Annotated in this window: 21 protein-coding genes and 1 tRNA gene; 13 read left to right on the forward strand and 9 right to left on the reverse strand. The window is 68.1% G+C overall.

What is annotated here, in order from left to right; translation table 11 throughout:
• The first annotated feature begins 55 nt into the window (after window positions 1-55).
• The 6 genes from AC1DR7_RS08220 to AC1DR7_RS08245 all read left to right on the forward strand — a co-directional run bounded on the left by AC1DR7_RS08220 (window position 56) and on the right by AC1DR7_RS08245 (window position 3,613).
• Entirely contained in the window at window positions 56-664 is a 609-nt protein-coding gene (locus AC1DR7_RS08220) for an LPS-assembly lipoprotein LptE (RefSeq protein WP_457318753.1), read from the forward strand.
• 29 nt (window positions 665-693) lie between these two features.
• On the forward strand, window positions 694-1,731 hold the full coding sequence (holA, locus tag AC1DR7_RS08225) for a DNA polymerase III subunit delta (protein WP_457318755.1): 1,038 nt from the start codon (window positions 694-696) through the stop codon (window positions 1,729-1,731).
• 5 nt (window positions 1,732-1,736) lie between these two features.
• Window positions 1,737-2,402, forward strand: a complete 666-nt coding sequence (gene nadD, locus AC1DR7_RS08230) for a nicotinate-nucleotide adenylyltransferase (RefSeq protein WP_457318757.1) — start codon at window positions 1,737-1,739, stop codon at window positions 2,400-2,402.
• Between the two features lie 97 nt (window positions 2,403-2,499).
• Window positions 2,500-2,901 carry a ribosome silencing factor gene (rsfS, locus tag AC1DR7_RS08235; protein WP_256775905.1) on the forward strand — a complete coding sequence of 134 codons (402 nt, stop codon included), beginning with the start codon at window positions 2,500-2,502 and terminating at the stop codon, window positions 2,899-2,901.
• A gap of 83 nt (window positions 2,902-2,984) precedes the next feature.
• Entirely contained in the window at window positions 2,985-3,455 is a 471-nt protein-coding gene (gene rlmH / locus AC1DR7_RS08240; protein WP_457318760.1) for a 23S rRNA (pseudouridine(1915)-N(3))-methyltransferase RlmH, read from the forward strand.
• Window positions 3,456-3,536: 81 nt separating this feature from the next.
• A tRNA-Asn gene (locus AC1DR7_RS08245) sits at window positions 3,537-3,613 on the forward strand.
• A gap of 573 nt (window positions 3,614-4,186) precedes the next feature.
• On the opposite strand, the gene AC1DR7_RS08250 is transcribed toward AC1DR7_RS08245, so the two are convergent.
• The 3 genes from AC1DR7_RS08250 to AC1DR7_RS08260 form a co-directional block, all read right to left on the reverse strand.
• Window positions 4,187-7,012 (reverse strand): TonB-dependent receptor, encoded by a 2,826-nt coding sequence (locus AC1DR7_RS08250; protein WP_256775907.1) that lies wholly within the window; start codon window positions 7,010-7,012, stop codon window positions 4,187-4,189.
• Window positions 7,013-7,192: 180 nt separating this feature from the next.
• Window positions 7,193-7,855, reverse strand: a complete 663-nt coding sequence (locus AC1DR7_RS08255) for an energy transducer TonB (protein ID WP_457318762.1) — start codon at window positions 7,853-7,855, stop codon at window positions 7,193-7,195.
• A 223-nt stretch (window positions 7,856-8,078) separates the two neighbouring features.
• Complete coding sequence (locus tag AC1DR7_RS08260) at window positions 8,079-8,813, reverse strand: SIMPL domain-containing protein (RefSeq protein ID WP_457318763.1); 735 nt, start codon at window positions 8,811-8,813, stop codon at window positions 8,079-8,081.
• A gap of 130 nt (window positions 8,814-8,943) precedes the next feature.
• On the opposite strand from AC1DR7_RS08260, the gene AC1DR7_RS08265 reads away from it, so the two are divergent.
• Genes AC1DR7_RS08265 through tldD form a run of 4 tightly spaced genes read left to right on the forward strand, consistent with a single transcriptional unit; the run spans window position 8,944 to window position 16,428 of the window.
• Window positions 8,944-9,525 carry a Maf family nucleotide pyrophosphatase gene (locus tag AC1DR7_RS08265; RefSeq protein WP_457318765.1) on the forward strand — a complete coding sequence of 194 codons (582 nt, stop codon included), beginning with the start codon at window positions 8,944-8,946 and terminating at the stop codon, window positions 9,523-9,525.
• A complete protein-coding gene (gene rng / locus AC1DR7_RS08270; protein WP_478051352.1) occupies window positions 9,518-11,005 on the forward strand; it encodes a ribonuclease G in 1,488 nt (495 codons plus the stop codon). Before AC1DR7_RS08265 ends, rng begins: the two co-directional genes overlap by 8 nt.
• 45 nt (window positions 11,006-11,050) lie before the next feature.
• Window positions 11,051-14,929 carry a YhdP family protein gene (locus AC1DR7_RS08275; RefSeq protein WP_478052735.1) on the forward strand — a complete coding sequence of 1,293 codons (3,879 nt, stop codon included), beginning with the start codon at window positions 11,051-11,053 and terminating at the stop codon, window positions 14,927-14,929.
• 53 nt (window positions 14,930-14,982) lie between these two features.
• A complete protein-coding gene (gene tldD, locus AC1DR7_RS08280) occupies window positions 14,983-16,428 on the forward strand; it encodes a metalloprotease TldD (RefSeq protein ID WP_256775913.1) in 1,446 nt (481 codons plus the stop codon).
• Window positions 16,429-16,508: 80 nt separating this feature from the next.
• Here tldD and yjgA read toward each other — a convergent pair whose 3' ends face one another.
• Window positions 16,509-17,108: a ribosome biogenesis factor YjgA gene (gene yjgA / locus AC1DR7_RS08285; protein ID WP_478051354.1), complete on the reverse strand. Its 600-nt coding sequence runs from the start codon at window positions 17,106-17,108 to the stop codon at window positions 16,509-16,511.
• Window positions 17,109-17,176: 68 nt separating this feature from the next.
• Here yjgA and pmbA point away from each other — a divergent pair, with 68 nt between their 5' ends.
• Together pmbA and AC1DR7_RS08295 are read left to right on the forward strand one after the other, a co-directional pair.
• Window positions 17,177-18,544, forward strand: a complete 1,368-nt coding sequence (gene pmbA / locus AC1DR7_RS08290; protein ID WP_256775915.1) for a metalloprotease PmbA — start codon at window positions 17,177-17,179, stop codon at window positions 18,542-18,544.
• 76 nt (window positions 18,545-18,620) lie between these two features.
• On the forward strand, window positions 18,621-18,998 hold the full coding sequence (locus AC1DR7_RS08295) for a DUF4870 domain-containing protein (protein ID WP_256775916.1): 378 nt from the start codon (window positions 18,621-18,623) through the stop codon (window positions 18,996-18,998).
• Window positions 18,999-19,614: 616 nt separating this feature from the next.
• Here AC1DR7_RS08295 and AC1DR7_RS08300 read toward each other — a convergent pair.
• The 5 genes from AC1DR7_RS08300 to AC1DR7_RS08320 all read right to left on the reverse strand — a co-directional run bounded on the left by AC1DR7_RS08300 (window position 19,615) and on the right by AC1DR7_RS08320 (window position 24,399).
• Window positions 19,615-20,493, reverse strand: a complete 879-nt coding sequence (locus AC1DR7_RS08300; RefSeq protein WP_457319596.1) for a polyprenyl synthetase family protein — start codon at window positions 20,491-20,493, stop codon at window positions 19,615-19,617.
• On the reverse strand, window positions 20,483-20,743 hold the full coding sequence (locus tag AC1DR7_RS08305; RefSeq protein ID WP_256777517.1) for an exodeoxyribonuclease VII small subunit: 261 nt from the start codon (window positions 20,741-20,743) through the stop codon (window positions 20,483-20,485). The genes AC1DR7_RS08300 and AC1DR7_RS08305 overlap by 11 nt, the downstream gene beginning before the upstream one ends.
• 36 nt (window positions 20,744-20,779) lie before the next feature.
• Window positions 20,780-22,066, reverse strand: a complete 1,287-nt coding sequence (gene tilS, locus AC1DR7_RS08310; protein ID WP_457319595.1) for a tRNA lysidine(34) synthetase TilS — start codon at window positions 22,064-22,066, stop codon at window positions 20,780-20,782.
• 66 nt (window positions 22,067-22,132) lie between these two features.
• Window positions 22,133-22,693: a WG repeat-containing protein gene (locus AC1DR7_RS08315; protein ID WP_457319597.1), complete on the reverse strand. Its 561-nt coding sequence runs from the start codon at window positions 22,691-22,693 to the stop codon at window positions 22,133-22,135.
• Complete coding sequence (locus AC1DR7_RS08320) at window positions 22,690-24,399, reverse strand: alkaline phosphatase (RefSeq protein WP_478051872.1); 1,710 nt, start codon at window positions 24,397-24,399, stop codon at window positions 22,690-22,692. The genes AC1DR7_RS08315 and AC1DR7_RS08320 overlap by 4 nt, the downstream gene beginning before the upstream one ends.
• Before the next feature lie 149 nt (window positions 24,400-24,548).
• On the opposite strand from AC1DR7_RS08320, the gene AC1DR7_RS08325 reads away from it, so the two are divergent.
• Window positions 24,549-25,877, forward strand: coding sequence for a dicarboxylate/amino acid:cation symporter (locus AC1DR7_RS08325; RefSeq protein WP_256777521.1), 1,329 nt, complete (start codon window positions 24,549-24,551; stop codon window positions 25,875-25,877).
• Window positions 25,878-26,050 lie beyond the last annotated feature (173 nt).

The raw sequence follows: 26,050 nt of genomic DNA on the forward strand, positions 1-26,050 counted from the left end.
TCGGGCATCTTCTATGCCTGTTGCCGCGCCCGCCCGGCTCCCCCAGACTGTGCCCATGACCCGATTCCTGCTTGCCCTCGTTCTGACCGCGACCCTCGCCGGGTGTGGCTTCCATATGCGCAACAAGCTGATGCTGCCGGCCGACACCGCCGCGGTGCAGGTGGTCTCCAGCGCCCCCTACAGCGAACTGGCCAAGCTGCTGCGTCGCGGGCTGCAGGCGTCGGGCGCGCAGGTCGCCGAGCCGGACAGCGCCGCCGAACCGGGCAGCACCGGCAAGGTCGCGCAGCTGCAGGTGATGTCCGAGCGTTGGGGTGATCTGCCGATCGCCATCGATGCACAGGGCCGCGCCCAGGAATACAGCCTGCGCTACGCGGTGATCTTCAAGTTCCTGCGTGAGGATGGCAGCGAGCTGGTGCCGCAGCAGGTGATCGAGCTCTCGCGCGATTACGTGTCGCCGCCCACCGACGCCACCGGTACCACCACCGAGCGCGAAATCCTGGCCGACGAACTGCGTCGTGAGATGTCGGCGTCGATCATGCGTCGTATCGACAGCGTGGTGCGGGCCGAGATGGAAGGCCGCGTGCCGGCCAAGCCGGCCGCCCCGGCCACCGCACCGGTCGAACCGCCGGTGCCGCCGCCGGCCGCCCCCACCCAGGGGCACTGACCGGTCCGCCCGCGGACCGGCGCGCCAGGATGGAACTGCGACCCGAACAACTCGCCAGTCAACCGGCCAGCCAGGGGCTGTCACCGGTTTACCTGATCGCCGGTCCGGAAACCCTGCGCGTCCTCGAAGCGGCCGATGCGGTGCGTGCCCGCGCGCGTGCCGATGGCATCGACGAGCGTGAGGTGTTCGATGCCGATGGCCGCGATTTCGATTGGGACCAGGTCGGTGCCAGTTTCAATGCGCCCAGCCTGTTCAGCGCCCGCCGGCTGATGGAGCTGCGCCTGCCCAGCGGCAAGCCGGGCAAGGACGGCGCCGAGGTGATCAGCCAGTTCTGCGCCAACCCGGCGCCGGACGTGATCCTGATGATCACCTGCAACGAATGGAGCAAGGCCCACCAGGGCAAGTGGGCCGAGGCGGTCAATCGCGTCGGCGTGCTGTCGGTGGCCTGGGCGATCAAGCCGCATGAACTGCCCGACTGGATCGAGCGCCGCCTGCGCGCCAAGGGCCTGCGTGCCGAGCCGGCCGCGGTGCAGCGCCTGGCCGAGCGGGTGGAAGGCAATCTGCTGGCCGCCGCGCAGGAGATCGACAAGCTGGCGCTGCTGGCCGCCGGCCAGACCCTGGACGTGCAGACGATGGAGTCGCTGGTTGCCGATGCGGCCCGTTACGACGTCTTCCGCCTGCTCGAAGCCAGTTTCTCCGGGCAGCCGGCGGCGGTGCTGAGGATGCTGGCCGGGCTGCGCGGGGAGGGTGAAGCGGTGGCCGCCTTGATGCCGATGGTGATCCGCGAGCTGCTGTCCACCGCCGGACTGGCGCGGGTGCAGGCGCGTGGCGGAAACGTGGCCGCAGAGATGAAGAGCCGTGGCATCTGGGAATCGCGCCAGGCCCCGTTCAAGCGCGCCCTGCAGCGTCATCCCGAGCCCAGGCGCTGGGACCGTTTCGTGGCCGAGGCCGGGCTGGTCGACCGCATGGCCAAGGGGCGCGCCGACGGCGATCCCTGGCTGGGCGTGGAACGCCTGCTGCTGGCGGTGTCCGAAGCCCGCGCGGTGCGCCTGCTGGCCCGCGCCTGAGCGGCATGGGCCTGCGCATCCATTACGGCGGCACCTTCGATCCGGTGCATCTGGGGCACCTGGCCATCGCCCGCGCCGCGCGCGACCAGCTGCAGGTCGCCGTGCGCCTGCTGCCAGCCGCCGACCCGCCCCACCGCGCCCCACCGGGTGCCGATGCTGAACAACGCGCCCACATGCTGGCCCTGGCGATCGGCGAGGAGCCGGGCCTGCTGCTGGATCGCCGCGAGCTGGCGCGGGCGGCACGCCAGCCGGGGGTACCGTCCTACAGCGTGGACACCCTGCGCGAACTGCGCGCCGAGCTGGGCCCGCACCAGCCCCTGGCCTGGCTGGTCGGCGCCGACAGCCTGCTTGGCCTGACCGGCTGGCATGAGTGGGAGGCACTGTTCGGGCTGGCCCACTTCATCGTTGCCGACCGTCCCGGCAGCCCGCTGGAGAAGGACCTGCCGCCGGCCCTGGCCACCGCGCTGGAGGGCCGCTGGGCCCGCCACGAACGCGAGCTGCTGGGCGCGCCGGCCGGGCGCGTGCTGCGGCTGCAGGCCCCGTTGCGCGAGGAATCGGCCAGTGCGGTACGCCAGCGGATCGCGACCGGCGGCGACTGGCGGGCGCTGCTGCCGGCGGTGGTGGCCGACTACATCGCCGAGCGCGGCCTGTACGGCGCCCCTTCACCGTGAATACGCTCGGGCGCCCGGGCCCGTATAATCGGCCCCACATTTATCGAGTCCACCCGCTTTGAGCAACCAAGCCCAGCCCCAGACCATCAAGGTCCAAATGCCGAATCCGGCGCCGTCCACCCTCCAGCTGCTGGAGTGCGTGCGCAAGGCCACCGAAGAACTGAAGGCCAAGGATCTCGTCGAAATCGACGTGATCGGCAAGTCCAGCGTCGCCGATTACATGGTGATCGCCTCGGGCACCTCCAGCCGGCACGTGAAGTCGATTGCCGATGAGGTGGTCAAGTTCGCCAAGCAGCTGGGCATGATGCCGCTGGGCGTGGAAGGCGAGCGCGAAGCCGAGTGGGTGCTGGTCGATCTGGGCGACGTGGTGGTGCATGTGATGCTGCCGCGCGTGCGCGAGTTCTACGCGCTGGAGCGTCTGTGGACGGTCGGCGATCAGCCGCCGAGCCTGCTCGACGACGCTGATGAAGGCGACGAGTACAACCACGACGCGCGCTGAGCGCTCGCGTTGGAGTCACGATGACGGCGCCGATGGCGCCGTTGTCATTTCAACGGCATCGCCCCGATGCCGGGAGAGTGCAGATGAAGGCCAGGTTGATCGCCACCGGCGAGCGCGCCCCTGCGTGGGTGGCGCAGGGATTTGCCGAGTACCAGAAGCGCCTTTCGCACTGGTTGCCGTTCGAGCTGGTGGAGATCGAGCCGGGCCTGCGCGGCAAGGGCCGCGATGCGCGCCGTGCCACCGATGAGGAGGGCAAGCGGGTGATCGCGGCATTGCCGAAGAATGCCTACGTGGTGGCGCTGGACGTGCCGGGTCGGCAGCTCAGTTCGGAGCAGCTGGCGCAGCGTCTGGAGCACTGGCGCGGGCAGGGCAGGGACCTGGCGTTCCTGATCGGCGGGCCGGAAGGACATTCGTCGGAGGTATCGGCACTGGCCGACGAGAAGTGGTCGATCGGTCCGCTGACGCTGCCGCACATGCTGGTGCGGCTGGTGGTGGCCGAGCAGCTGTACCGCGCGGCGGCGATGCTGGCCAACCATCCGTATCACCGGGCCTGATCGCACGCGTTGCAACCTGTGTGAAGAATTTCGCGGGAAACGGGTTACATCCTGTAAAAAACGGGCTACAATGCGCACCCCGCCCGAATAGCTCAGCCGGTTAGAGCACTTGACTGTTAATCAGGGGGTCGTTGGTTCGAGTCCAACTTCGGGCGCCAAGTTTTAAAAGCCTCGCAGCGATGCGAGGCTTTTTTTTTGCTTTTTTCCCCTGCCAAGCAGGACGTGTGCGCTGGACGTTTTCTGACGCGGTAGTCGGTGGGTCGGACGCTGGGCCSCCATGCCCTTTCCGGCGACGCCCCCGGCCGCGGAGCGGCCTCCTCCTTTATTTCGCCTCCAAGGGCATGGCGGCCCAGCGCCCGACCCACTGACCAGCGGCAAAACAGCCTGGCTTCCACCTGCTTAACGCAGCCGAGCCCCRTMGCGGGCGGTAGGCTCCTGGGCAAAATAAAGGAGGAGGCCGCCAGGCCGGGGGACATTTGCGCCAGGGGCCTACCGGCCGCTACGGGGCCCTCACGCTCGCGATAGCCGCAAACGAAGACACCGCCGGATCACGGTGCGCCTTGACCACCGACCACGCGCGGTCGCAGTGCGCAATCTGCTGCATACCTCGGAACAAGACACTGCCCTCCATTGATGGAAGGATCTTGCAGATCGGGTTGGTCACGCAGTGTTGAACCCAAACAAAAAGCCCGGGCAATGCCCGGGCTTTTAGTTCCCCAATGACGGTTACATCAATTGAAGGTGTACTTGGCCCCCACGGTGAAGTAACGGCCGATCGCGCCGCTGAAGTGCAGCGGGTTGTAGTTGACGCCGCCGTAGGTGGTCGGATCCAGCGGAGCGATGCGGTCGAACAGGTTCTGCACCGACGCGTTCAGTTCGAAGGCTTCGGTCACGTTCCAGCGACCGGACAGGTCGAAGGTGGTGAAGGAAGAGATCTTGGTAACGTCGGTACCATCGGCGTAGGAGAACTGGTACGAACCATCCGGACCGCGGAAGTCGGTGTTGTCCATCTTGGAGATGTAGTTGGCCACGCCGCTGACGCTCCACGGGCCCTGCTTCCAGGTGGTGCCGAAGTTGATGCGATCCTTCGGCGTACCGATGCAGTTGGTGACATCGCAGTTACCGTGGGTACCTGCGTAGTCCACGGTCACGTCGGCATCGGTGCGCTCGAACTTGAGCACATGGCTCCACTGCAGGTCCATTTCCAGCTGGCCCGGACCGATGTCGAAGGTCTGGCGGATGTCGGTATCGATACCGCGCACGCGGGTCGAGGCGGCATTGATGTAGTCCGTGTTGACCGCCAGGATGGTGCCGGTGCCTGCGACGCCATTGATCAGGTCGATATCGCGCAGCACATTGCCGGCTGCGATCGCATCCGCAGTGGCACCCTGAGCGATTTCATTGGTGCGCTTGATCTGCCACGCATCCACCGTCAGCGAGGTGCTGGAGGTGGGCTGCAGCACGACACCGAACGAGTAGCTCTTGGATTCTTCCGGCTTCAGGTCCTTGTTCGGACGGGTGATGATGGCCACCGGACGCGAACTGCAGTTGGTGCCGACATCGGCGATCGGGCTGGCGGCGCAACGCACCGGATCGCGGGCGTTGGAGAAGGCGGCCAGGCCACCGTCGCCGTTCTCGGCCGGGTTGGGCGCACGGAAGCCTTCGGCGTAGCTGCCGCGCACCGCGATCCAGTCGGCCGGGGTCCACTTGATGCCGACCTTCGGGGTCGCCTTGCCTTCGCCGCTTTCGTACTTGTCGTAGCGGACCGCGCCGGACAGTTCCAACTGCTCCAGCACCGGCGCGGACAGTTCGACGTAGCCGGCATACACGTTCTGCGTGCCATCGTAGGCCGAGTAGCCCAGGCCGATGATGTCGCCGGCATCGGTATAGGTCTGCGGAGTCAGGCTGTTGCTGGTCTTGCGCCATTCGGTACCCAGCGCCAGGCCAAGCGGACCGCCCTTGAGGTCCATCAGGCTGCGCGAGATGGTGAAGTCGAACATATCCAGGCTGGACTTGGCGCGCGCGCTGATGTCCGGCGAGATGTAGTCATACAGCGCCTGCGAGTTCAGACCGGCGTTGTCGCCGATGCGCCACACGCCGCCCGGGCAGGCCGGGTTGCCGAGCGCGCATTGCACGGCGCTGTAGCGCAGGAAGCCGGTGCGCTTGTTGACCAGATCGGTACCCGAATGCAGCAGGGCGGTGTCGTAGCTCCAATCGCCCCAGTTGCCCTTGACGCCAACCAGGAAACGGTTGAATTCATTGGTGTTGTTGGTGACGCGCGGACCCACGTCCCATGCCGAGTAGCGCAGGCGCGACGCCTGGCCCTGGATCGGGTTGTCCGGATGGGTCGGGCTCAGGACGACGGCGCCGGCGCCGCTGCTGGCGTTGCGCGGGCCTTCCGGATACCCCCAGCTGCCGGACACGCCCGACGGCGTGTTGCTGAAGGTGGTTTCCTTCTTGGAGTAACCGATCTCGGTGTAGATCTCACCGCCTTCGCCGAAGGCGAAGCTGGCGCGACCGAACACATTGACGTACTTCTCTTCCGGGGTCAGGTCACGGTACTGCTGGTTTGGATCCCAGAGGCAGCCCTGCTGCTGTGCGGTTGCGTCGCTCTGACCGGGAATGGTGGTCAGGCCTGCGCAGCCCGGCAGCGCCACCAGCGTCGGCGTGACGCCCGTCGGCACGCGATCGTCGAACACCGAGCCGTTCGGGCCGGCGCCGCCGCTGGTGCCGCCATTGAGGAAGGCGCCACCGAGGAACTGCGCGTTGTTGCCGTAGCCATAGCGCCGGATATCGCCGGTGCCGATCCACTTGCGGTCCTTGCGGTCGCTGATCTTGATCGCATCGGTCTTGCCCACGTCCAGGCTGAAGAACGCATTCCAGCCATCGGTGGCCAGGTCGCCGGTACCGGCGGTCAGCGTGGCCTTCTTGGCATCGCCGTCGCTGTCACCGGACAGGCCGTAGGAGGCGCGCAGGATGGCGCCGTTGAAGTCGCTGCGCAGGATGATGTTGACCACGCCGGCGATGGCATCCGAACCGTAGATCGCAGAAGCGCCGTCCTTGAGGACTTCAATGCGCTCGACCGCATCCAGCGGGATGGTGCTCAGGTCGGTGAAGACCTTCTGCCCGTCATCGGCCAGGCCATAGGTGGCCATGCGGCGACCGTTCAACAGCACCAGCGTGGAGCCGGCGCCCAGGCCGCGCAGCGAGATGCCGGCGCCGCCACCGGCAAAGCCGTTGCCGAACGTCTTGGGAATCGAGCCGGAACCGTCGGCGGTCAGGGTCTGCAGGTATTCGGCGACCGTGGTCTTGCCGGTGCGGTCGATTTCCTGGCGGGTGACCACCTGGACGGGGGAGGGCGTTTCGGTATTGGTGCGGGGGATGTTCGACCCGGTGACCGTGATGCGGTCGAGGTTGGTGGCCTGCTCCTGGGCGAACGCTGCGCCGGAAGCCAATGCGCCGGCCAGCAGCAGCACGCTGCCGGTGAGGGCGAGGGACACGGAATGGGCCAGGGTGTTGCGGCGGCTGCTGGTGAGCCGTTGGATCGGGTGTTTCACAGCTTCTCTCCTGACTGGGAAAACCAACGATGACGATGGATCGGCACGAAAATGAGTGACGACCGCGACAATCTAGGTTTACGGCAGGTGACGTCGCTGTGAAAAATTGCTTAATTCGTAACGTTCTGTATCAGCCGTTCCAACACGGGGAGTCTGAATGGACTCCCCGTGCCGAAGACCTCACTCCGGCAGCGAGAAGCTGACCGGGACCAGCCCATCGGCGGGCACCACCTTGCCGTCTACCATGGCCGGTTCGAAGCGCCAGTGGCGCAGCACCTGCTGGCGTGCGGCGGTATCCAGCGCCCGCGAGCCGCTGCTGCGCTCAATGACCACGCTGGAGGCCTTCCCGTCCGCCTCCACCCGCACCCGCAGCAGCACGGTGCCCTGCTCGTGGTTGCGCAGGGCCGCGACCGGGTAGGCCGGCGGTGGCGCGCTGCGGTACTGCAGTTGTGCGCCTGCACCGCCGGCGGCGGGCGTGGGCACGGCCGGGGCCAGGCTCGGGGTCTGCACGTCGCTGGCCGGCAGCGGCGCTACGGCCAGCGCGTCGTCGGCGCTGGCGGTCGGCGGCGGCAGCGGGGCGACCTGCGGCTTGGGCACGGTGGTCTGCGGCTGGACCAGCTTGGGCGCTTCCTTTTTGACCTCCGGCGGGGTCGGCGGGTTTTCCGCGGCGGGCTCCAGCAGGCGCACCTGCGTCCGCTCCCGTGGCAGCGGCGCGGCCACGTACGCGGCCGGGATCAGCAGCAGCATCAGGGCCAGTACGTGCAGGGCCAGCGCGGTGCTCATGCCAAGCACGCGGGAGGCGTCGATGTGCAGCGGGACTACAGGGGGATGCGTACGGACCATTCGCCACTCTCCTTGCCAGATGTGCGGGAACATCAACGTGCGGGCGCGGCCGATGGGGTTGAGGCGGGGGTGACGACGGGGCCGCGCAATGACAGCAATACCCGAGCCGGGCACGGGCCGGAAGTCAGGGGGCGTGTCGGTGTTTGGCTGGCGCTCAGGAAACCAGCCTGGACAGGACGACGGCGCCCGCAGGCGCCGTCGTCAGGGGATGCCGGGACCGGACTCAGCGGCCCAGGTCGAACACCACGTCAAGGTTGACCGACACCGCCGATTCGCCCGGCGACACCGGGGTGGACACGTCGGCGGCCATCGGCGCGGCTGCGGCGCGCATCATCACCGGGCGGAAGTTGCCGCCGCCGTTCTCGGAGATGCTCACGATGCGGCGCACGCGCAGGCCCAGCGACTTGGCGTAGGTTTCGGCGCGGGTCTGGGCCTTCTTCAAGGCGGCCAGGCGGGCTTCGTCGTAGACCGGCTCGGGCTGGTCGATCTCGAACTGCGGGCCGTTGATCTGGTTGGCGCCCTGCGCGGCCAGCGCGTCGAGCACCTTGCCCAGCTTGGCGATGTCGCGCACCTTCAGGCTGACCGTGTTGCTGGCCTGATAGCCGGTGATCTTCGGCGGCTCGTTGTCCACGTAACGGTACTGCGGGCTGAGGTTGACTCCACTGGTCTGCACGTCACGCTCGGCAATCCCGGCGGCCTTGATCGCGGCCAGTACCTTGACCATCTGCTCGGCGTTCTGGCGCATGGCGCTGTTGCCGTCCACGGCCTGGGTGACCACGCCGGCCGACAGCGTGGCCACGTCGGGCACGCGCTTGGCCTCGGCGTTGGCCGAGATGTTGAGCAGGGTGCTGTCGGCGGCGACGGCAGCGGCAGGCTGGGACTGGGCGTGGGCGGTCATGGAGGTTCCCAGGGCAAGGGAAAGGGCGAGCAGCAACGGGGACAGGGACGGGTGGCGCATGTACATCTCCTTGTGAAGACGTTGAGGTTGGTGTCGGGGCGATGAACGCGTCGTGAGGTTTGACGGGGTTGATCACGATTCGAACGGGTTGCTCGCGATTCAGACAGTGGGCTCAGGTTATGCTTCCTCGATGCTTTATCTTGCCTCTCGATCTCCCCGACGAACCGAACTGCTGACGCGCCTGGACCGACCGTTCCACGCGTTGGACCTTGAGGTGCCTGAAGTCCGTGCCGCTGGCGAATCGGCCACCGCCTATGTGCAGCGGGTGGCCGCCGACAAGGCGCGCGCCGGGCTGGCCCTGGTTGGCGGCGACGCCGACGCGGTGGTGATCGGTTCGGACACCGAAGTGGTGCTCGATGGCCGGGTATTCGGCAAGCCGGTCGATGCCGCCGATGCGGCGGCCATGCTGGCGACCCTGTCCGGGCGCACCCACCAGGTGATGACCGCCGTGGCCGTGGTCGCCCAGGGGCGCCAGGACAGCGTGCTGGTGATTTCCGAGGTGAGCTTCATCGATATCGGGCAGGACGCCATCGCGGCCTACGTGGCCAGCGGCGAACCGATGGGCAAGGCCGGTGCCTACGCCATCCAGGGCGGCGCCGAACGTTACATCCGCCACCTGGCGGGAAGCTATTCGGGTGTGATGGGTTTGCCCCTGCAACAGACCGAGCAGTTGCTGCAGACGTTTGAACTGAAGGGAGTCGCCCATGTCTGAAGAAATCCTGGTCAATGTCACCCCGCGGGAAACCCGTGTCGCGGTCATCGAAAACGGCATGCTGCAGGAACTGCATATCGAACGTGGCTGGCGTCGCGGCGTGGTCGGCAACATCTACAAAGGCAAGGTGCAGCGGGTGATGCCGGGCATGCAGGCGGCCTTCGTCGAAGTCGGGCTGGAACGCGCGGCGTTCCTGCATGCCAACGATGTGATCCGCCCGGCCCCGGTGGCCAGCCCCGATACCGAGGGCACGACCCTGCCGCCGCCGTCCTCGGTGCCGATCGTGGAGCTGCTGCGCGACGGCCAGGACATCGTGGTCCAAGTGGTCAAGGACCCGATCGGGACCAAGGGTGCCCGCCTGACCACCCAGATCAGCATTCCCTCGCGCTACATGGTGCTGCTGCCGCAATCCAAGGTGGTCGGGGTATCGGCGCGGATCGAAGACGAGGCCGAGCGCGCCCGGCTGAAAAGCCTGGTGACCGAATTGTCGGCACAGCACGGCGGCTACGGTTACATCGTGCGCACCAACGCCGAGGGCCAGCCGGCCGAGGCGATCGCCGAGGACGTGGCCTACCTGTCGCGGGTATGGAACGTGGTCGAGCGCCGTGGTCGCGATGCCGCCCCGCTCAGCGTGATCTATGAAGACCTGAGCCTGCCGCTGCGGTCGGTGCGCGACCTGATCCGCAAGGACGTGGACAAGGTCAAGGTCGACTCCAAGGAGACCTTCGGCCAGCTGCAGGCCTTCGTGGCCAAGTACATGCCGGTGCTGGCCGAGAAGATCGAGCTGTACAGCGGCGACCGCCCGATCTTCGACATGTTCGGGGTGGAGGACGAGATCGGCCGCGCGTTGGACAAGCAGGTGCCGCTCAAGTCCGGTGGTTACCTGGTGATCGACCAGACCGAGGCGATGACCACGATCGATGTGAACACCGGTTCGTTCCTGGGCCAGCGCAACCTGGAAGAGACGGTGTTCCGCACCAACCTGGAAGCCGCGCAGGCGGTGGCGCGCCAGCTGCGGCTGCGCAACCTGGGCGGCATCATCATCATCGACTTCATCGACATGGACGATGCCGAGCATCGCCGCCAGGTGCTGCGCACGCTGGAAAAGGCGCTGGCCCGCGACCATGCCAAGACCACCGTCTACGACTTCTCACCGCTCGGCCTGGTCGAGATGACCCGCAAGCGCACCGTGGAAAGCCTGGAGCGGCAGCTGTCCGAGCCGTGCCCGGAGTGCAGCGGGCGCGGCTCGATCAAGACCGCAGAAACGGTCACCTACGAGATCTTCCGCGAGATCACCCGCGCGGTGCGCCAGTTCGATGCGGCACGCCTGCTGGTGATCGCCTCGTCCAAGGTGGTGGCGCGGATCACCGATGAGGAATCCTCGGCGGTGGCCGAACTGGAGGAATTCCTCGGCAAATCGATCCGCTTCCAGGCGGACGAGCAATACCTGCAGGAGCAGTTCGATGTCGTGCTGCTCTGATCTCCACGCGTTGGCGCGCTCGCGCGCCGATGCTTTCGCGTCACGATGAGCACGCCGCTCCGACTGCGACTGCGAAGGATTCGCCGCCATGCCGTATATGCATTGGCGATCGTGCTGGTATGTGTGGCGGTGCTGGTGGGCACCGTCAGCCAAGCGTTGCCGTTTGCCGAGCGTCATCCGGACAAGGTGGCGGCCTGGTTGAGCGCGCGGGCCGGGCAGCCGGTGCGTTTCGATCACCTCGATACCGCCTGGACCCGGCGGGGTCCGTTGCTGCAGCTCAAGGGGCTGCGCATCGGCGAAGGCCAGGGCATCGCCATCGGCGAGGCCGAGGTGCTGGTGTCGATGTACACCGGGTTGCTGCCCGGACATTCGCTGACCGAACTGCGCCTGCGCGGGTTGGCGCTGGTGCTGGAGCGTGCCGACGATGGTCGCTGGTCGGTGCGCGGTCTGCCGCAGTCGGGCAGCGGCGATCCGCTGGACGCACTGCGCCGGCTGGGCGAGCTGCAGGTGATCGGCGGGCGGCTGCGGGTGGATGCGCCGTCGCTGAACCTGCAGGCCGAGCTGCCGCGCATCGATCTGCGCCTGCGCGTGAATGGTCAGCGCCTGCGCGTGGGGGCACGCGCCTGGGCCGATCTCAATGGCTTGCCGCTGACCGCCGTGCTGGATTTCGAGCGCAATCGCGGTGATGGACAGGCCTGGCTGTCAGCCGACCCGGCCGATTTTCGCGCGTGGTCCAAGTTGTTGCAGTTCGCCGGCGTGTCGCTGCAGCAGGGCACCGGTGAATTGAACGCGTGGGTGGACCTGCGCGACCATCGGCCGGTGATGGTCACCGCCGATGCCGACCTGAAGGGCCTGCAGCTGCGCGGCGCGCCGTTGGCCGATGGCACCCGCCCGGCGTTGACGCTGGACACCCTGCAGCTGCGCGCGCGCTGGCGCTGGGTGCAAGGGGGCTGGCGCGCCGATGCGCCGCAGCTGCGCATCGGCCTGGCCGGCACTACAGACATACAACGCCTGGACGGGCTGCTGTTGGCCGGCGGCCAGCACATGGCACTGGCCGGGGACAACATCGATGCCACCGCGCTGCTGCGTGGGCTGGCGCTCAGCGACCGGGTCGAACCGGGCCTGCGCGAGTGGCTGCAGCACGCCGCCCCGCACGCGCGGATGACCCAGGTGCGGATCGCCGCCGAGCGCGACGGCCCGGTATCGATCCAGGGCGAGCTGGCCGACGTCGGCTTTGCCCCGTCCGGGCATGCGCCGGGCCTGAGCGGGGTAGGCGGGCGCTTCAGTGGCGACGCCGATGGTTTCCAGCTGGCGCTGCAACCGACCCGCACCCTGCACTTCGATTGGCCGAGCGGCTTTGGCGTGCGCCACGACGTGCGCCTGGCCGGGCAACTGGTGGGCTGGCGCGACGAGGCCGGCGGCTGGCGCTTCGGCACCCCGGCGCTGCGCGTGCAGGGCACCGACTATGCCGCCGACGTGCGCGGCAGCGTCTGGTTCCAGGGCGATGGCACCCGCCCGTGGCTGCAGCTGGCTGCGCGCATCGACGATGTGCCGATGACCGCGGCCAAGCGTTTCTGGATTCATTCCAAGATGACCAAGGGCGCCACCGACTGGCTCGATGCCGCCTTGGTGTCCGGGCAGGTACGCGGCGGCATCGGCCTGGTCACCGGCGACCTGGAAGACTGGCCGTTCGACCGCAACAACGGCCGCTTCGAGGCCACCGGGCACATCAGCAACGGCACCATCCGCTTCCAGCACGACTGGCCGGCGATGGGCAAGGTGGATGCCGATATCGCCTTCATCGGCCCCGGCTTTGAACTGCATGGCAGTGGCGACCTGGCCGGGGTGGCGGTGAACCATTTCGATGCGGGCATCGTCGATTTCGGCCAGACCCCGCTGTACGTCAAGGCCACCACCCAGACCGACACGGGCACGTTGCTGGCGATGCTCAAGCAGAGCCCGTTGCACGCCACCTACGCCGACACGCTGGACAACCTGACCGCCAAGGGGCCGGCAGCCGTCACCTTCGATCTGCTGCAGCCGCTCCACCACGACCAACCCGGCGGCCACCTGCAGGGTACCGTTGATCTCAACGGCGTGGCCCTGACCGAAAAGCGCTTCGCGCTGACCTTCGACAGCATGCGGGGGCAGGCCCGCTACAGCCGCGACGGCTTCGGCGCCGACAGCCTGAGCGTGCGCCATCTCGGCCAGGACGGGCAGCTCAGCCTGCGCGCCGGCGGCTATGTGCGTGACCCGCAGCAGGCGTTCGAATCGGAACTGAGCGCGGCGCTGGATGCGCATGCGCTGCTGGATCGTGCCCCGGAGTTGAGCTGGCTCAAGCCGTACATCCAGGGCAATTCGCGCTGGACGATCGGGGTGACCCTGCCCAAGGTCGCCGCGGGCGCCAAGACCGAAGCGCCGACCCTGCTGACCCTGCGCTCGGACCTGGTGGGCACCCGCTTGGACCTGCCAGCACCGCTGGACAAGGTGGCCACCATACCGCTGGCGACCACCGTCAATGCGCAGCTGCCGATGGGCAGCGGGCGCGTGGATGTGGCGTTCGGGCAGCGTCTGGCGTTGACCGCGCGGACCCACAACAACCAGACCGGCGTGCAGGTCACGCTGGGCAGCGACAAGGTCGACCGCGAGCCGCCCGCCAGTGGGCTGGCGGTCAATGGCCGCAGTGGTTCGCTGGACGCTCTGGAATGGATCGGCCTGGCCCGCGCACCGGGTGGGGGCGATGACAAGGATCCGATGCCGCTGCGCCAGGTGGATGTGCAGGTGGGGCAGCTGCTGTTGGCCGGCGGATTGTTCGCGCAGACCCGTCTGCAGCTGCGGCCGAGTCCCTCGGCGGTCGAGGTGCGGCTGGATGGGCCGTCGCTGGCCGGCACGCTGAGCGTCCCCAATGCCGACGGCGGCACCATCGTCGGCAAGCTCAGTCGTGTGCACTGGCAGTCGTTGCCCACCCCGGTCAAGGTGCCCTCCGGTGGCGCGCCGATCCTCCTGCCGGCCGACGCCACGCTGCCCGCACGGGTACAGGCCAGCGCCAACGACACCAACCCGGCGAAGATTCCGCCGCTGGCGCTGGACATCGAGGACCTGCAGTTCGGCAAGGCCAAGCTGGGCCAGGCGGTGCTGCGCACGCGTCCGTTCGGCAACGGACTGAGCGTGGACCAGCTGCAGTTCCGGGCGCCCAAGCAGGCCATCGACATCCAGGGCCGCTGGTTGGGGATGGGCGATACCGCCCGCACCCAGGTGACCGTTGACGTGAAAAGCGAGGACCTGGGCGGGCTGATGCAGAACCTGGATTACGGCGGCCAGCTGCGCGGCGGTCAGGGCCAGATCACGCTGGATGCCGGTTGGCGGGGTGGCCCATCGGACTTCCAGCTGGGCGCGCTGCAGGGCCACATGCAGGTCAATGCCCGCAATGGCCAGCTGCTGGAACTGGAGCCCGGGGCCGGTCGCGTGCTCGGGCTGCTCAGCGTGACCCAGCTGCCGCGCCGGTTGATGTTCGACTTCCGCGACTTCTTCTCCAAGGGCTTCGCCTTCAACCAGATCGACGGTGCGCTGGCATTCGGCAACGGCATGGCCACCACCGACAAGGTGTTGATCGAAGGGCCGGCGGCCAATATCAGCATCCGTGGCCAAACCGATCTGCGCCGCCAGCAGTTCGACCAGACCATCGACGTCAACCCGCGCTCGGGCAACCTGCTGACCGTGGTCGGCGCGGTGGCCGGCGGGCCGGTCGGCGCGGCGGTCGGCGCGGCCGCCAACGCTGTGCTGGGCAAGCCGCTGGGCGCGATCGGCGCCAAGACCTACCGGGTCACCGGACCGTGGGCCGAGCCCAAGGTCGAAGTGATCGACCGCGAGGACGCGCCGCCGCCGCGTGCCGCTCCCGCCGCGTTGCCGCCTCCGGTACGCTGACTCCTTTCCCGCGCCCGGCTTGCGATGGCGGCCGGCGCCCTCAGATAGATGACATGACCGACAACGCACTCACCCTTGCCAACGAACGCCTGCTCCTGCCCGCCGGGCTCGATGCCGGCGGCCTGGAACGCACCTTCGGTACCCTGCTGGGACCGGGTATCGACTTTGGCGACCTGTATTTCCAGCACGCCCGGCGCGAGAGCTGGAGCGTGGAAGACGGCATCGTCAAGGACGGTGCGCACTCGATCGAGCAGGGCGTGGGCGTCCGCGCCATCGCCGGCGAAAAGACCGGGTTTGCCTACTCCGACGACATCCATGCCGATGCCCTGCTGTCCGCGGCGCAGTCGGCGCGGGCGATTTCGCGCGAAGGCGGGGCACAGCAGGCGCGCTCGCTGGTGCGTGGCGGCGGGCGCGCGCTGTATCCGGCGCTGGACCCGATCGACGGCATGGGCAATGAAGCCAAGGTGGAGATGCTCAAGCGTCTGGACCGCTACCTGCGTGCCGCCGACCCGCGCGTGCAGCAGGTGATGGTGAGCCTGTCCGGCGGCGTGGACACGGTGCTGATCGCGCGCAGCGACGGCGTGCTGGCCGCAGACATCCGCCCGCTGGTGCGCTTGAACGTGCAGGTGATCGTCGAACAGCACGGTCGCCGCGAGTCCGGTTACGCCGGCGGCGGTGGTCGCTACAGCTACGAGGAATTGTTTGCCGACGGGCGCCCGGAAGGGTTCGCGCGCGAGGCACTGCGTCAGGCGCTGGTGAACCTGGAGGCGATTCCGGCTCCGGCCGGGGTGATGACCGTGGTGCTGGGTCCGGGCTGGCCCGGCGTGCTGCTGCACGAGGCGGTCGGCCACGGCCTGGAAGGCGACTTCAACCGCAAGGGCACCAGTGTCTACGCCGGCCGCGTCGGTGAGCGCGTGGCCGCGCCGGGCGTGACCATCGTCGACGACGGCACCCTCGATGGCCGTCGGGGGTCGTTGAACATCGATGACGAGGGCCACCCGACCCAGTGCACCACGCTGATCGAGGACGGCATCCTGGTGGGTTACATGCAGGATTCGCTCAATGCGCGGCTGATGGGCGTGGCCCCGACCGGCAACGGCCGCCGCGAATCGTTCGCGCACATGACCATGCCGCGCATGACCAACACCTACATGCGCGCCGGTCAGCACGATCCGGAAGAAATGATCCGCTCGGTCAAGAAGGGCCTGTACGCGGTCAACTTCGGTGGCGGCCAGGTCGACATCACCAGCGGCAAGTACGTGTTCTCGGCTACCGAGGCGTATCTGATCGAGGACGGGAAGATCACCGCGCCGGTGAAGGGCGCCACGCTGATCGGCAACGGCCCGGAAACCATGCAGAAGGTGCGCATGATCGGCAACGATCTGGCTCTGGACGAGGGCGTGGGCATCTGCGGCAAGGATGGCCAGAGCGTGCCGGTCGGCGTGGGCCAGCCGTCGCTGTTGATCGATGGCATCACCGTGGGCGGCACCCAGGCCTGAGCACGATGATGCACCTGTCGTGCAGCCCGCCGCGCGCGGCCGCCAGCCCGAGGCTGGCGCCGTCGCGTGGGCACTGCGGCTCAGTCGTCGGCGTTCTCGTCGCCGTCGTCCTGCGCGTCGAGGTCTTCGTCGGAGGTGTTCAGTCCTTCCAGGCCCAGCGCGGCCGGCAGCAGCAGCGTGCGCAGTACCTGGAAGATCTCGCGGTAGGCGCGCGGCGGCTTGTTCTTGGCTTTTTCGGCCTGGGCGTTGCGCACCAGCGTGCGCAGCTGCTGGCGGTCGGCGTGCGGATACTCGTCCAGCAGCGCGCCCAGCGCCTTGTCGCCGTCCCTCAACAGGCGCTCGCGCCAGTCTTCGACGCGGTGCATGGTGGCCACTTCACGACGCGAGGTGTCGCTGTTGGCATCCAGCGCATCGCGGATCGCATCCAGCACGGCGTCGTCTTCGCGGCGCATGTGCTTGGCCAGGAACGCCAGCTGGCGCTTGTGGGCGATATGGGCGGTGATGCGCTTGGCCTCGGCGATGTGCGGCAGCAGATCTTCGGGCACCGGCAGACGCGCCAGCTGCGCAGGGGTCAGCGACACCAGCTTCTCGCCCAGGGCCAGCACGTCCAGTGCAGCCCGGCGGTTCTGGCTACGGCTGATGTCAAGGAATTCACCGGTTTCTTCGTCGCGTCCGCGCATCGTCTTATTTCCACATCCAGAACTGTGCCCGGCGTTGCGCCAGGCACTCACCCGTACAGGATAAAGCATTGAACGTGATCTCCCCTGAAGTCTCCCCGGCCGACGACAGCCTGCAACGCCTGGAGCAGCTGGCTGACATCTCCCAGCGCCTGCTGGAGCGGGCCAAAGCCCTGGGCGCCACCCAGGCCGAGGTCAGCTGCAGCGACGAGCGCGGGCTGGATGTGAACGTGCGCCTGGGCGAGGTGGAAACGGTCGAATCCACCCGTGACCGCGGCATCGCGGTGACCGTCTACTTCGGCCAGCGCAAGGGCAGTGCCAGTACTGCCGACCTGCAGGAGGGCAGCCTGGCGTCGACCGTGGCCCAGGCGTGTGCCATCGCCCGGCACACCGAGGACGACGCGGCGGCCGGGCTGGCCGACGCCGCGCTGATGGCCCAGGACTTCCCCGACCTCGATGGCTGGCACCCGTGGGCGCTGGGCGCCGACCAGGCGCTGGACCTGGCCCTGGCCTGTGAAGCGGCCGGCCGCGAGGCGGACACGCGCATCAGCAATTCCGATGGCGCGTCGGCGGCGACCTCGCAGAGCCTGTCGGTGTATGCCAATTCGCACGGCTTCATCGGCCGCGAGCGCAGCAGTCACCATTCGATCGGCTGTGCGCTGATTGCCGGCCAGGGCGACGGCATGCAGCGCGACGGCTGGTACAGCAGCGCGCTGGCCCGTGAAGACCTCGAGTCTGCCGCGGCGATCGGGCGCCGTGCCGCCGAACGCACCGTGGCGCGCCTGCAGCCGCGTTCGATGGCCACCGCGCAGATGCCGGTGCTGTTCTCGCCGGAAGTGGCGCGTTCGCTGATCGGCCACCTGCTGGGTGCGGTTTCGGGGGGGGCGCTGTATCGCCGCGCCAGCTTCCTGCTGGACAGCGTCAACACGCGGCTGTTCCCGGACTGGTTCCAGATCGAGGAACTGCCGCTGCTGCGTCGCGGCCTGCGCTCGTCCGCGTTCGATGGCGACGGCGTGGCCACGCGCAATTCGGCCCTCATCACCGATGGCGTGCTGCAGCGCTACATCCTGGGCAGCTATTCGGCCCGCAAGCTCGGCCTGCCCACGACCGGCAATGCCGGTGGCGTGCACAACCTCAAGGTGGCCGCCAACGCCGGGGACCTGGCCAGCATCGCGCGGCAGATGGGCCAGGGCTTGCTGGTGACCGAACTGATGGGGCAGGGCGTCAACGGCGTGACCGGCGACTACTCGCGCGGCGCCGGCGGCTTCCGGGTGGAGAACGGTGAGATCAGCTATCCGGTGGACGGCATCACCATCGCCGGCAACCTCAAGGACATGTTTGCCGGGATCGAGGCGGTGGGTAGCGACGTGGACCGTCGCTCGCACGTGCAGGTGGGTTCCATCCTGGTCGGCCGGATGACCGTTGCGGGCAACGATTGACGTATTCTATGGCCGCTGCCCTGGCAGGCGGGGAGCCTGCCGCGCAATACCCACACACCGAACAAGGAGTTTCACCGTGAGCGAATTCGACAACGTCACCGCACCGCCGCCGGCACCGGCCGGCACCGCCCCGGCCGACCAGCGCACCATGGCGCTGGTGGCGCACATCCTGGGCATCTTCACCGGTTTCATCGGTGCGCTGATCATCTGGTTGATCAACAAGGACGACACCACCAAGCCGTTCGTGATCGATCAGTCCAAGGAAGCGCTGAACTTCCAGATCACCGTGGCCATTGCCTACATCATCTCCAGCATCCTGGTGGTCGTGCTGATCGGCACGCTGATGCTGGCTGCCGTGTGGGTGGCCAACCTGGTGCTTTGCATCATGGCCGCAGTGAAGGCCAACAACGGCGAAGCCTACCGTTATCCCTTCACCCTGCGCCTGATCAAGTAATCCGCGCCGCAGGTGTGGCGACAAAAAACGCCCGGCAATGCCGGGCGTTTTTTTATTTCTTCGCCGCGGTGGGGGGTAAGCAAGGGCGTGCTTTGATCCTTTCAAAAGCGGGTGGTCGGCGGATCGGGCGGTGGGCCCCCATGCCCTTTCCGGCGACGCCCCCGGCCGCGGGGCGGCCTCCTCCTTTATTTCGCCTCCAAGGGCATGGGGACCCACCGCCCGACCCACCGACCAGAGCCAAAAAAGCTTGGCGTCCACCTGTTACCGCAAGCCGAGCCCCGTAGCAGCCGGTAGGCCCCTGGGCAAAATAAAGGAGGAGGCCGCCCGCGGCCGGGGGACATTTGCGCCAGGGGCCTACCGGCTGCTACGGGGCCCTAACGCTCGCGGAAACCCCAAACGGAGACACCACCCGACCCACACGTCGCCGGCACTTCCCGTCCAAGCGTGTAGCGTCGTACTCACCCTGCGACGGCCCTTGCAACAAGCCGCTCCCCTCAGAGGGGAGAAAAACCTTTTTTTCGTAGGCGTGTCTCGCGAGCGAACCTACCGCAGGCCGACGCCGGAGGGACATTCGCCCGCAGGGGACGCATGGCCCGACGTTCGACCCACCCGCGGTTCAGTGATCGCGTTCGACCGCCAACCGTCCGAGTGCACGCAGTGCATCGGCGCGTTCGTCGTACCCGGCCAGACTGTCGTGCATGCGTTCGCTGAGTGCGGCCAGTTCGGCCTTGGCACCGTCCATGCCGAGCAGGGCGGGGAAGGTCGACTTGGCCTGCGCGACGTCCTTGCCGGCGGTCTTGCCGAGCTGCTCGGAGCTGGCTTCCACATCGAGAATGTCATCGCGGACCTGGAAGGCCAGGCCCAGCGCGCTGGCGAATGCGTCCAGCTGCAGCAGATCGGTCTGCGGTGCGTCGCCACACAGCGCGCCCATCCGCACCGCCGCGCGGATCAGCGCGCCGGTCTTGAGCGCATGCATCCGCTGCAGTGCGGCCAGCGGCTGGGCGTGGCCGGTGGCGTCGATGTCCAGCGCCTGGCCGCCACACATGCCGGCCGCACCCGAGGCATGGGTCAGCGCCTGCAGGCAATGCACGCGCAGCTGCGCCGGCAGCGCCGCATCGGCGAGCAGGCCGAACGCGCGCGTCTGCAGGGCATCGCCGGCCAGGATCGCGGTGGCTTCGTCGAAGGCGATATGGGTGGTGGGACGGCCGCGGCGCAGGGCGTCGTCGTCCATGGCCGGCAGGTCGTCATGGACCAGCGAATAGGCGTGGATCAGTTCCACCGCCATCGCCGGCGCATCCAGGCTGTGCTCATCGGCGCCGACTATCTGGCCGCTGGCATACACCAGCAGTGGGCGCATGCGCTTGCCGCCGCCCAGCACCGCGTAACGCATCGCCTGGTGCAGGCGCTGCGGGGCGTCGTCGGGGGAGGGCAGGCTGGCGTCGAGCTGGTTTTCGATGCGGTCGCGCCAACGCGCGAACGTGGACTCAACCGTCATGGCTGGGCGGGTCGAAGTTCTCGGCGGTCTCAGGGCGGGCAGGATCGCTGAGCAGGCGCACGCGCAGTTCGGCCTGCTCCAGTGCCTGCTGGCACTGGCGGTACAGGCCGACGCCGCGCTCGTAGGCGCTGAGCGATTGTTCCAGGCTCAGATCGCCGGCTTCCATCTTCTCCACCAGCTGCTCCAGTTCTTCCAGCGACTGCTCGAAGTGGGCGACCGGGGAGGTTTCGTTGGGGGACTTCTTGGGCATGGGACAAGTGTGATGCGCCAATCCAGCCGGGTCAATTCACGCCACGCCCGGCGTCCAACGCAGCTGCGCGTCGTGTTCATCCAGCCAGTGCTGCAGCGCTGCGGCGATGATCCGGTCACCGGCGGCCATCAACGCCTCCCCGTCGAACAGCAGTGGCAACTGGCGGCGCTGCCACGGGGGCAGGCCGCGCTGCTGCAGCAGGTCCTTGAGCGCATGCGAATGGGTGCGCCCAGGCAGCTGGATGCGTTCGCCGCCACGCCGTGCGCGGACCTGCAGGGGCACCGCCAGTCGTGGCGCGCCCAGCAGTTCAAGTTGGCCGCCATCGGGCAGCGCCAGCGGCGCGCGGCCGTCCCAGTGCGCGCTCCAATGCGGCGGCAGCGCCAACGTGGTGGAGAGCAGGTGCAGCTCGCCGCGCCAGCGCCGGATCCGCGCCCCTTGCCAGGCGAACTGGGCATCGCCGTCGTGCGCGGCCGGCAGCAGCTCGCGTTCGATCGCCTCCACCCCGGCGGCCGGCAACGGCGGCAGGCCGCAGTTGCGCACCCATTGGCGCAGCAGCCGGGCGCGGCGTTCGTGCGGTTGCCGCAGCAGGCGCGCGCAGTCCAGTACGCCCGGGGCGACGGTGCAGCGGCGCAGCGCCTCGTGGTCGGTGTCTTCGAGCAGGCGTTGCGACTGCGCACACAAGGTGGCACTGCGTGCAAACGCCGCATCGGCCTGCGGCCAGCGCTGCTGGAGCAGTGGCATCACGTGCAGGCGCAGGAAATTGCGGTCGGCCGTATCGCTGGCATTGCTGGGGTCCTCGATCCACGCCAGCCCATGGGTCTGGGCGTAGGCCAGCAACGCACTGCGCGGCACCTGCAGCAACGGGCGCCACACGCTGCCGGCGGCGAACGGCGCCTGCGCCTTGATCGACGCCAGGCCATCCACGCCGGAGCCACGCAGCGCACGCAGCAGGAAGGTCTCGGCCTGGTCATCGCGATGATGGGCCAGCGCCAGCTGCTCGCCGGGGTGCAGCGCGCCGGCAAAGGCGGTGCGGCGGGCGTGGCGGGCGGCCGCCTCCAGGCCTTGGCCGCTGTCGCGCGCGACCTCCACCGGGATCACCTGCAGCGCGATGGCCCATGCGGCACAGCGTGCGGCGCAGTGTTCGGCCCAGCCGTCGGCGGGTGCCTGCAGACCGTGGTGCACGTGCACCGCGCGCAGACCCGCGCTCCGTTGCGCCGGGGACTGGGCCAGCCAGTGCAGCAGCACGGTGGAATCCAGGCCGCCGCTGAAGCCGACCAGGACCGGAGCGGGTGTAGCCGGAGGCGGTGGCAAGGAGATCTTCATGAGGACGGCAGAATGAGGCAGGAGGGCAGTATCGGCGCAGTCGCGCGCCGATGCCATGCGCGGCCATCAGGGCCGGTCGATCTGATACACCGGCTGCCCGGCGCGGTCGATGCGGTGCCAGGTGCCGCCGACCATGGCCACATGGCCATCCGCGTCCGGGGTGCCACGCGTGCAACCGTTGCAGACCCGGGCCACGCCATCCTCGAAGGCCCAGCCGAAATCGAAGGTGGCCGGGAAGGCTTGGCGGAACTCGGTATCGAAGTAGCCGATGCGTTGACCGACACGGCCACGGACCAGCCCTTCAACCACATAGTCCGGGCCGTTGTCGAAGGTAATGACCGGCAGCTGCCGACCGTCGGGTTTGACGTAGTGGAAGCCGCCGCCGGCGTGCAACGGTGCCAGTCCGTTGGCGTCGAAGGACAGCGCGGCCAATGCCCTGGCCTCCAATTGCAGGCGGCCGTCGACGAACTGGCAGCCGGCCAACGGCTGCAGGCCGTCTTCTTCGGTCAGCACCAGGCAGGGCGAACCGTCCGCCCACGCGCTGCCGGCGGCAAACAGTCCGGCCAGCAGCAGGTGCCGCGTGTGGCGGCCCCTGTGCTTTACGGCGCGGATCGGCGTTGCCATCAGTTGGCGTCGGTCTTGCGCTCGAAGGCGGTCGGCTTCGGCAGCTCCACCGGCACGCCGCTGGCGTCGCAGGTGCCGGCCTCGCACAGACGCTGGCGCAGGCGCGGGGTGGCCTGGACGATCATGTGGTAGATCGTGTTCTGCTCCATGGTGCCGCGGATGGCCTTGCTGCCCGGGCCACGCGCCCAGATGCCGACGTCTTCGCCACCGTGGGTTTCGCTCTTGGTCGGCACCAGCGCTTCCTGCATGTAATCGGGATGCTCGGTATCGACGTGGCTCAGGTCCGGGCGACCGCTGGCGGGGTCGAAGCTGCTTGGATTGTGCGGGTAGGTCTTCGGGCCGGCCGGCTGCTGGTTGGTCGCGCCCGTGTAGCCGGGGCCATTGGCGTAGCTCAGCGTGGTGTAGGGCAGGCCGAGGCCGTCACGGGCAACATCCAGGCCGCCGGTGCCGTCTTCGCCACCCTTGTCCTTGACCTTGCCCAGGATCGGGTTGCCACGCGCCGGGTAGCCGACGAAATTCAGGGTGTGCGAGTGGTCGGCGGTGACGATGATCAGGGTGTCCTGGTCGGAGGTCGCCTCCACTGCGGCGCGCACCGCATCGGACAGGGCCACGGTATCGCTCAGGGCGCGGTAGGCGTTGCCGCTGTGGTTGGCGTGGTCGATGCGGGCGCCTTCGACCATCAGCACGTAGCCCTCCTGGTGTTTGGCCAGGTTGGCGATGGCTGCCTTGGTCAGCTCGGCCAGGCTGGGTTCGCCGGCCGGGTCGTCCTTGCGCTCGATTTCATAGCGCATGTGGTCCGGCTCGAACAGACCCAGCACCGCCGGGGCATTGGCCGCGGCCTGCAGCTGCCTGGCGTTCCAGACATAGGCGCCGCCCGGATGGGTCTGCTGCCACTCGGTGACCAGGCTGCGCCCGTCCAGGCGCTGGCCGACCTTGTCGTCGTATTCGGGATCGCGTTCTTCCACGGTGGTGAACTGGGCGCGGCCGCCGCCGAGGGCGACCAGCGGACCACGGCCATAGCGCGAGGTGGACAGCAGCTGCTGGGCGATGTCGGTGCAGCCGGCGGCCTTGGCCGCCTCGGGCACGTCGGCGTCGTTTTCCCAGTTGCGCTCGGGCGAGTGGGCGTAGGTGGCGGCCGGGGTGGCGTGGGTGAGGCGGGCGGTGGTGACCACGCCGGTGGCAAGGCCAGCGCTGTCGGCCAACTGCAGCCAGGTGAGCAGGCCCTTGTTCAAGCTGTCGGCGCAGTCGTTGCGGGTGCCGGCACTGACGCCGATCGCGCCCATGTGGGTCTTCACGCCGGTGGTGATGGCGGTCATGGTGCCGGCCGAATCGGGGGTCTGCGAGTCGGTGTTGTAGGTCTTGCTGAACGCGGTGGCTGGGAAGCGCTCCCACGACAGCAGGTTCTCTTCACCGGGATTGCCGTTGCGCTGGCCTTCGAAAATCCGCGCGGCGGCGACCGTGGTGAGGCTCATTCCGTCACCGAGGAACAGGATGACGTTCCTGGCCTTGCCGTCCATCGCGCCCGTGCTGGCTGCGCGCGCGGCGCCACTGCGGTACCACCACTGCGGGGTTTCACCGGCCGGGTGGGCCACGGCGGGGACCTCGACCTGCACGGCGCCCGAGGCGCTGGCGGCGGGCGTGGTGCTGGCGCAGGCGCCCAGCAGCAGGGTGGTGGCGATGGCTGCCACCAAGGACGTGGTACGGGACATGGACAGTCATATCTCATAAGTGAAACGGGCGTTCATTATGCAGAACGCAGCAAGGCACGCCGATGACACGCTGAATTTCCGTGTGCGCCTCGTTCCCCGGCCCGGGTTGGGCTAAGGTGCCTAGCTGTCGAATTCTCTCTGGAAGGCTCATGAAGCTGGTGTCTGCGTGGTTGCGGATTCCGTTCTGGCAACGCGTGCTTGGCGGCTTCGTGCTGGGCGCACTTGCCGGCTGGGTGTTGGGCCCGGCGGCGGAAGTCTGGTTCGGGCCGCTTGGCGATCTCTACGTCACGCTGATCAAGATGATCGCGGTGCCGCTGGTGTTCTTCGCGGTGATCAACGCGATCTCCTCGCTCCACGGCCAGAAGTCGGTGGCCGCCCTCGGCGGGCGCACGTTCCTGTGGTTCATCATCACCGCCGCCCTGGCGGTCTGCGTGGGCCTGGCGGTGGGCACGATCCTGCAGCCGGGCACGGGCAACCTGAGCCTGAGCATGGACCACGGCTACACGCCGCGCGAAGTGCCGAGCGTGATCAAGGTGCTGATGGACGTGGTGCCCTCCAACGTGTTCTATGCGTTGACCGGCATCGGCACGCGGGTGAACGCGGCAGGTGAGACGGTGCTGGCGGCCGGGCGCGGCTCGATCCTGCCGGTGATCTTCTTCGCCGGTCTGCTCGGCTTTGCGATGGTGAAGCTCGGCGACAAGGTGGCCGAGGCGCGCAAGCTGACCGGTCAGATGAGCGACATCATGATCCAGGTAACGCGCTTCGTGCTGGAGATGACGCCGCTGGGAACCTTCGGTCTGATCGCCGGGCTGGTGGGCAGTTATGGCTTCGAGAAGCTGCTGCCGCTTGGCAGCTTCGTGCTGGCGTTGTACGTGGCGTGCGCGTTCCACATCGTGGTGGTCTACGGTGGGCTGCTGTTGTCGCACGGGTTGAACCCGCTGAAGTTCTTCCGTGGCGCGGCGCCGGGCATGCAGGTGGCGTTCGTGAGTTCGTCGAGCTTTGCGGCGATGCCGGCGGCGATGCGTTCGATCACGCACAACCTGGGCGTGAACAAAGACTACGCATCGTTCGCGGTGCCGCTGGGTGCGAGCATCAAAATGGACGGCTGCGGGGCGATCTATCCGGCGTTGTGCGCGGTGTTCATCGCGCAGTACACGGGGGTGCCGTTGTCGCCGGAGCAGTACATCGTGGTGCTGATCGCCTCGGTGCTGGGCAGTTTCGGTACGGCGGGCGTGCCGGGGACTGCAGTGGTGATGGCGACGGTGGTGTTGAGCGCGGCCAATCTGCCGCTGGAGACGATCGGGTATCTGTATGCGATCGATCGGATCCTGGACATGATGCGCACGATGACCAACGTGACCGGGCAGATGCTGGTGCCGGTGCTGGTGGCCAAGGAGACGGGGCTGCTCGATCGGGCGGTCTACGATAATCCTTCGACCAATCTGGGCGTGGACGAGATTGAAGAACGGACGTCCTGATCGCGCTGCGCCATGGTTGAAAGGAACGGGCCCGCGAAAGCGGGCCTGACTTTTTATAGAGTTCTTTTTCCAAACCGGTGGCAAGCATGACGCGCGCTGTTGAGTTTTTCAGGTGCGGCGGTCGGTGGGTCGGGCGCTGGGCYCCCATGCCCTTTCCGGCGACGCCCCCGGCC

It is taken from the genome of Stenotrophomonas sp. P5_A9, assembly GCF_056400525.1.

Bases quoted from the DNA above. Each gene is read 5' to 3' on its own strand.
- AC1DR7_RS08220 (WP_457318753.1), top strand. From the start codon at position 56: ATGACCCGATTCCTGCTTGCCCTCGTTCTGACCGCGACCCTCGCCGGG.
- holA (WP_457318755.1), top strand. From the start codon at position 694: ATGGAACTGCGACCCGAACAACTCGCCAGTCAACCGGCCAGCCAGGGG.
- nadD (WP_457318757.1), top strand. From the start codon at position 1,737: ATGGGCCTGCGCATCCATTACGGCGGCACCTTCGATCCGGTGCATCTG.
- rsfS (WP_256775905.1), top strand. From the start codon at position 2,500: ATGCCGAATCCGGCGCCGTCCACCCTCCAGCTGCTGGAGTGCGTGCGC.
- rlmH (WP_457318760.1), top strand. From the start codon at position 2,985: ATGAAGGCCAGGTTGATCGCCACCGGCGAGCGCGCCCCTGCGTGGGTG.
- AC1DR7_RS08255 (WP_457318762.1), bottom strand. From the start codon at position 7,855: ATGGTCCGTACGCATCCCCCTGTAGTCCCGCTGCACATCGACGCCTCC.
- AC1DR7_RS08260 (WP_457318763.1), bottom strand. From the start codon at position 8,813: ATGCGCCACCCGTCCCTGTCCCCGTTGCTGCTCGCCCTTTCCCTTGCC.
- AC1DR7_RS08265 (WP_457318765.1), top strand. From the start codon at position 8,944: ATGCTTTATCTTGCCTCTCGATCTCCCCGACGAACCGAACTGCTGACG.
- rng (WP_478051352.1), top strand. From the start codon at position 9,518: ATGTCTGAAGAAATCCTGGTCAATGTCACCCCGCGGGAAACCCGTGTC.
- AC1DR7_RS08275 (WP_478052735.1), top strand. From the start codon at position 11,051: ATGAGCACGCCGCTCCGACTGCGACTGCGAAGGATTCGCCGCCATGCC.
- tldD (WP_256775913.1), top strand. From the start codon at position 14,983: ATGACCGACAACGCACTCACCCTTGCCAACGAACGCCTGCTCCTGCCC.
- yjgA (WP_478051354.1), bottom strand. From the start codon at position 17,108: ATGCGCGGACGCGACGAAGAAACCGGTGAATTCCTTGACATCAGCCGT.
- AC1DR7_RS08300 (WP_457319596.1), bottom strand. From the start codon at position 20,493: ATGACGGTTGAGTCCACGTTCGCGCGTTGGCGCGACCGCATCGAAAAC.
- AC1DR7_RS08305 (WP_256777517.1), bottom strand. From the start codon at position 20,743: ATGCCCAAGAAGTCCCCCAACGAAACCTCCCCGGTCGCCCACTTCGAG.
- tilS (WP_457319595.1), bottom strand. From the start codon at position 22,066: ATGAAGATCTCCTTGCCACCGCCTCCGGCTACACCCGCTCCGGTCCTG.
- AC1DR7_RS08320 (WP_478051872.1), bottom strand. From the start codon at position 24,399: ATGTCCCGTACCACGTCCTTGGTGGCAGCCATCGCCACCACCCTGCTG.
- AC1DR7_RS08325 (WP_256777521.1), top strand. From the start codon at position 24,549: ATGAAGCTGGTGTCTGCGTGGTTGCGGATTCCGTTCTGGCAACGCGTG.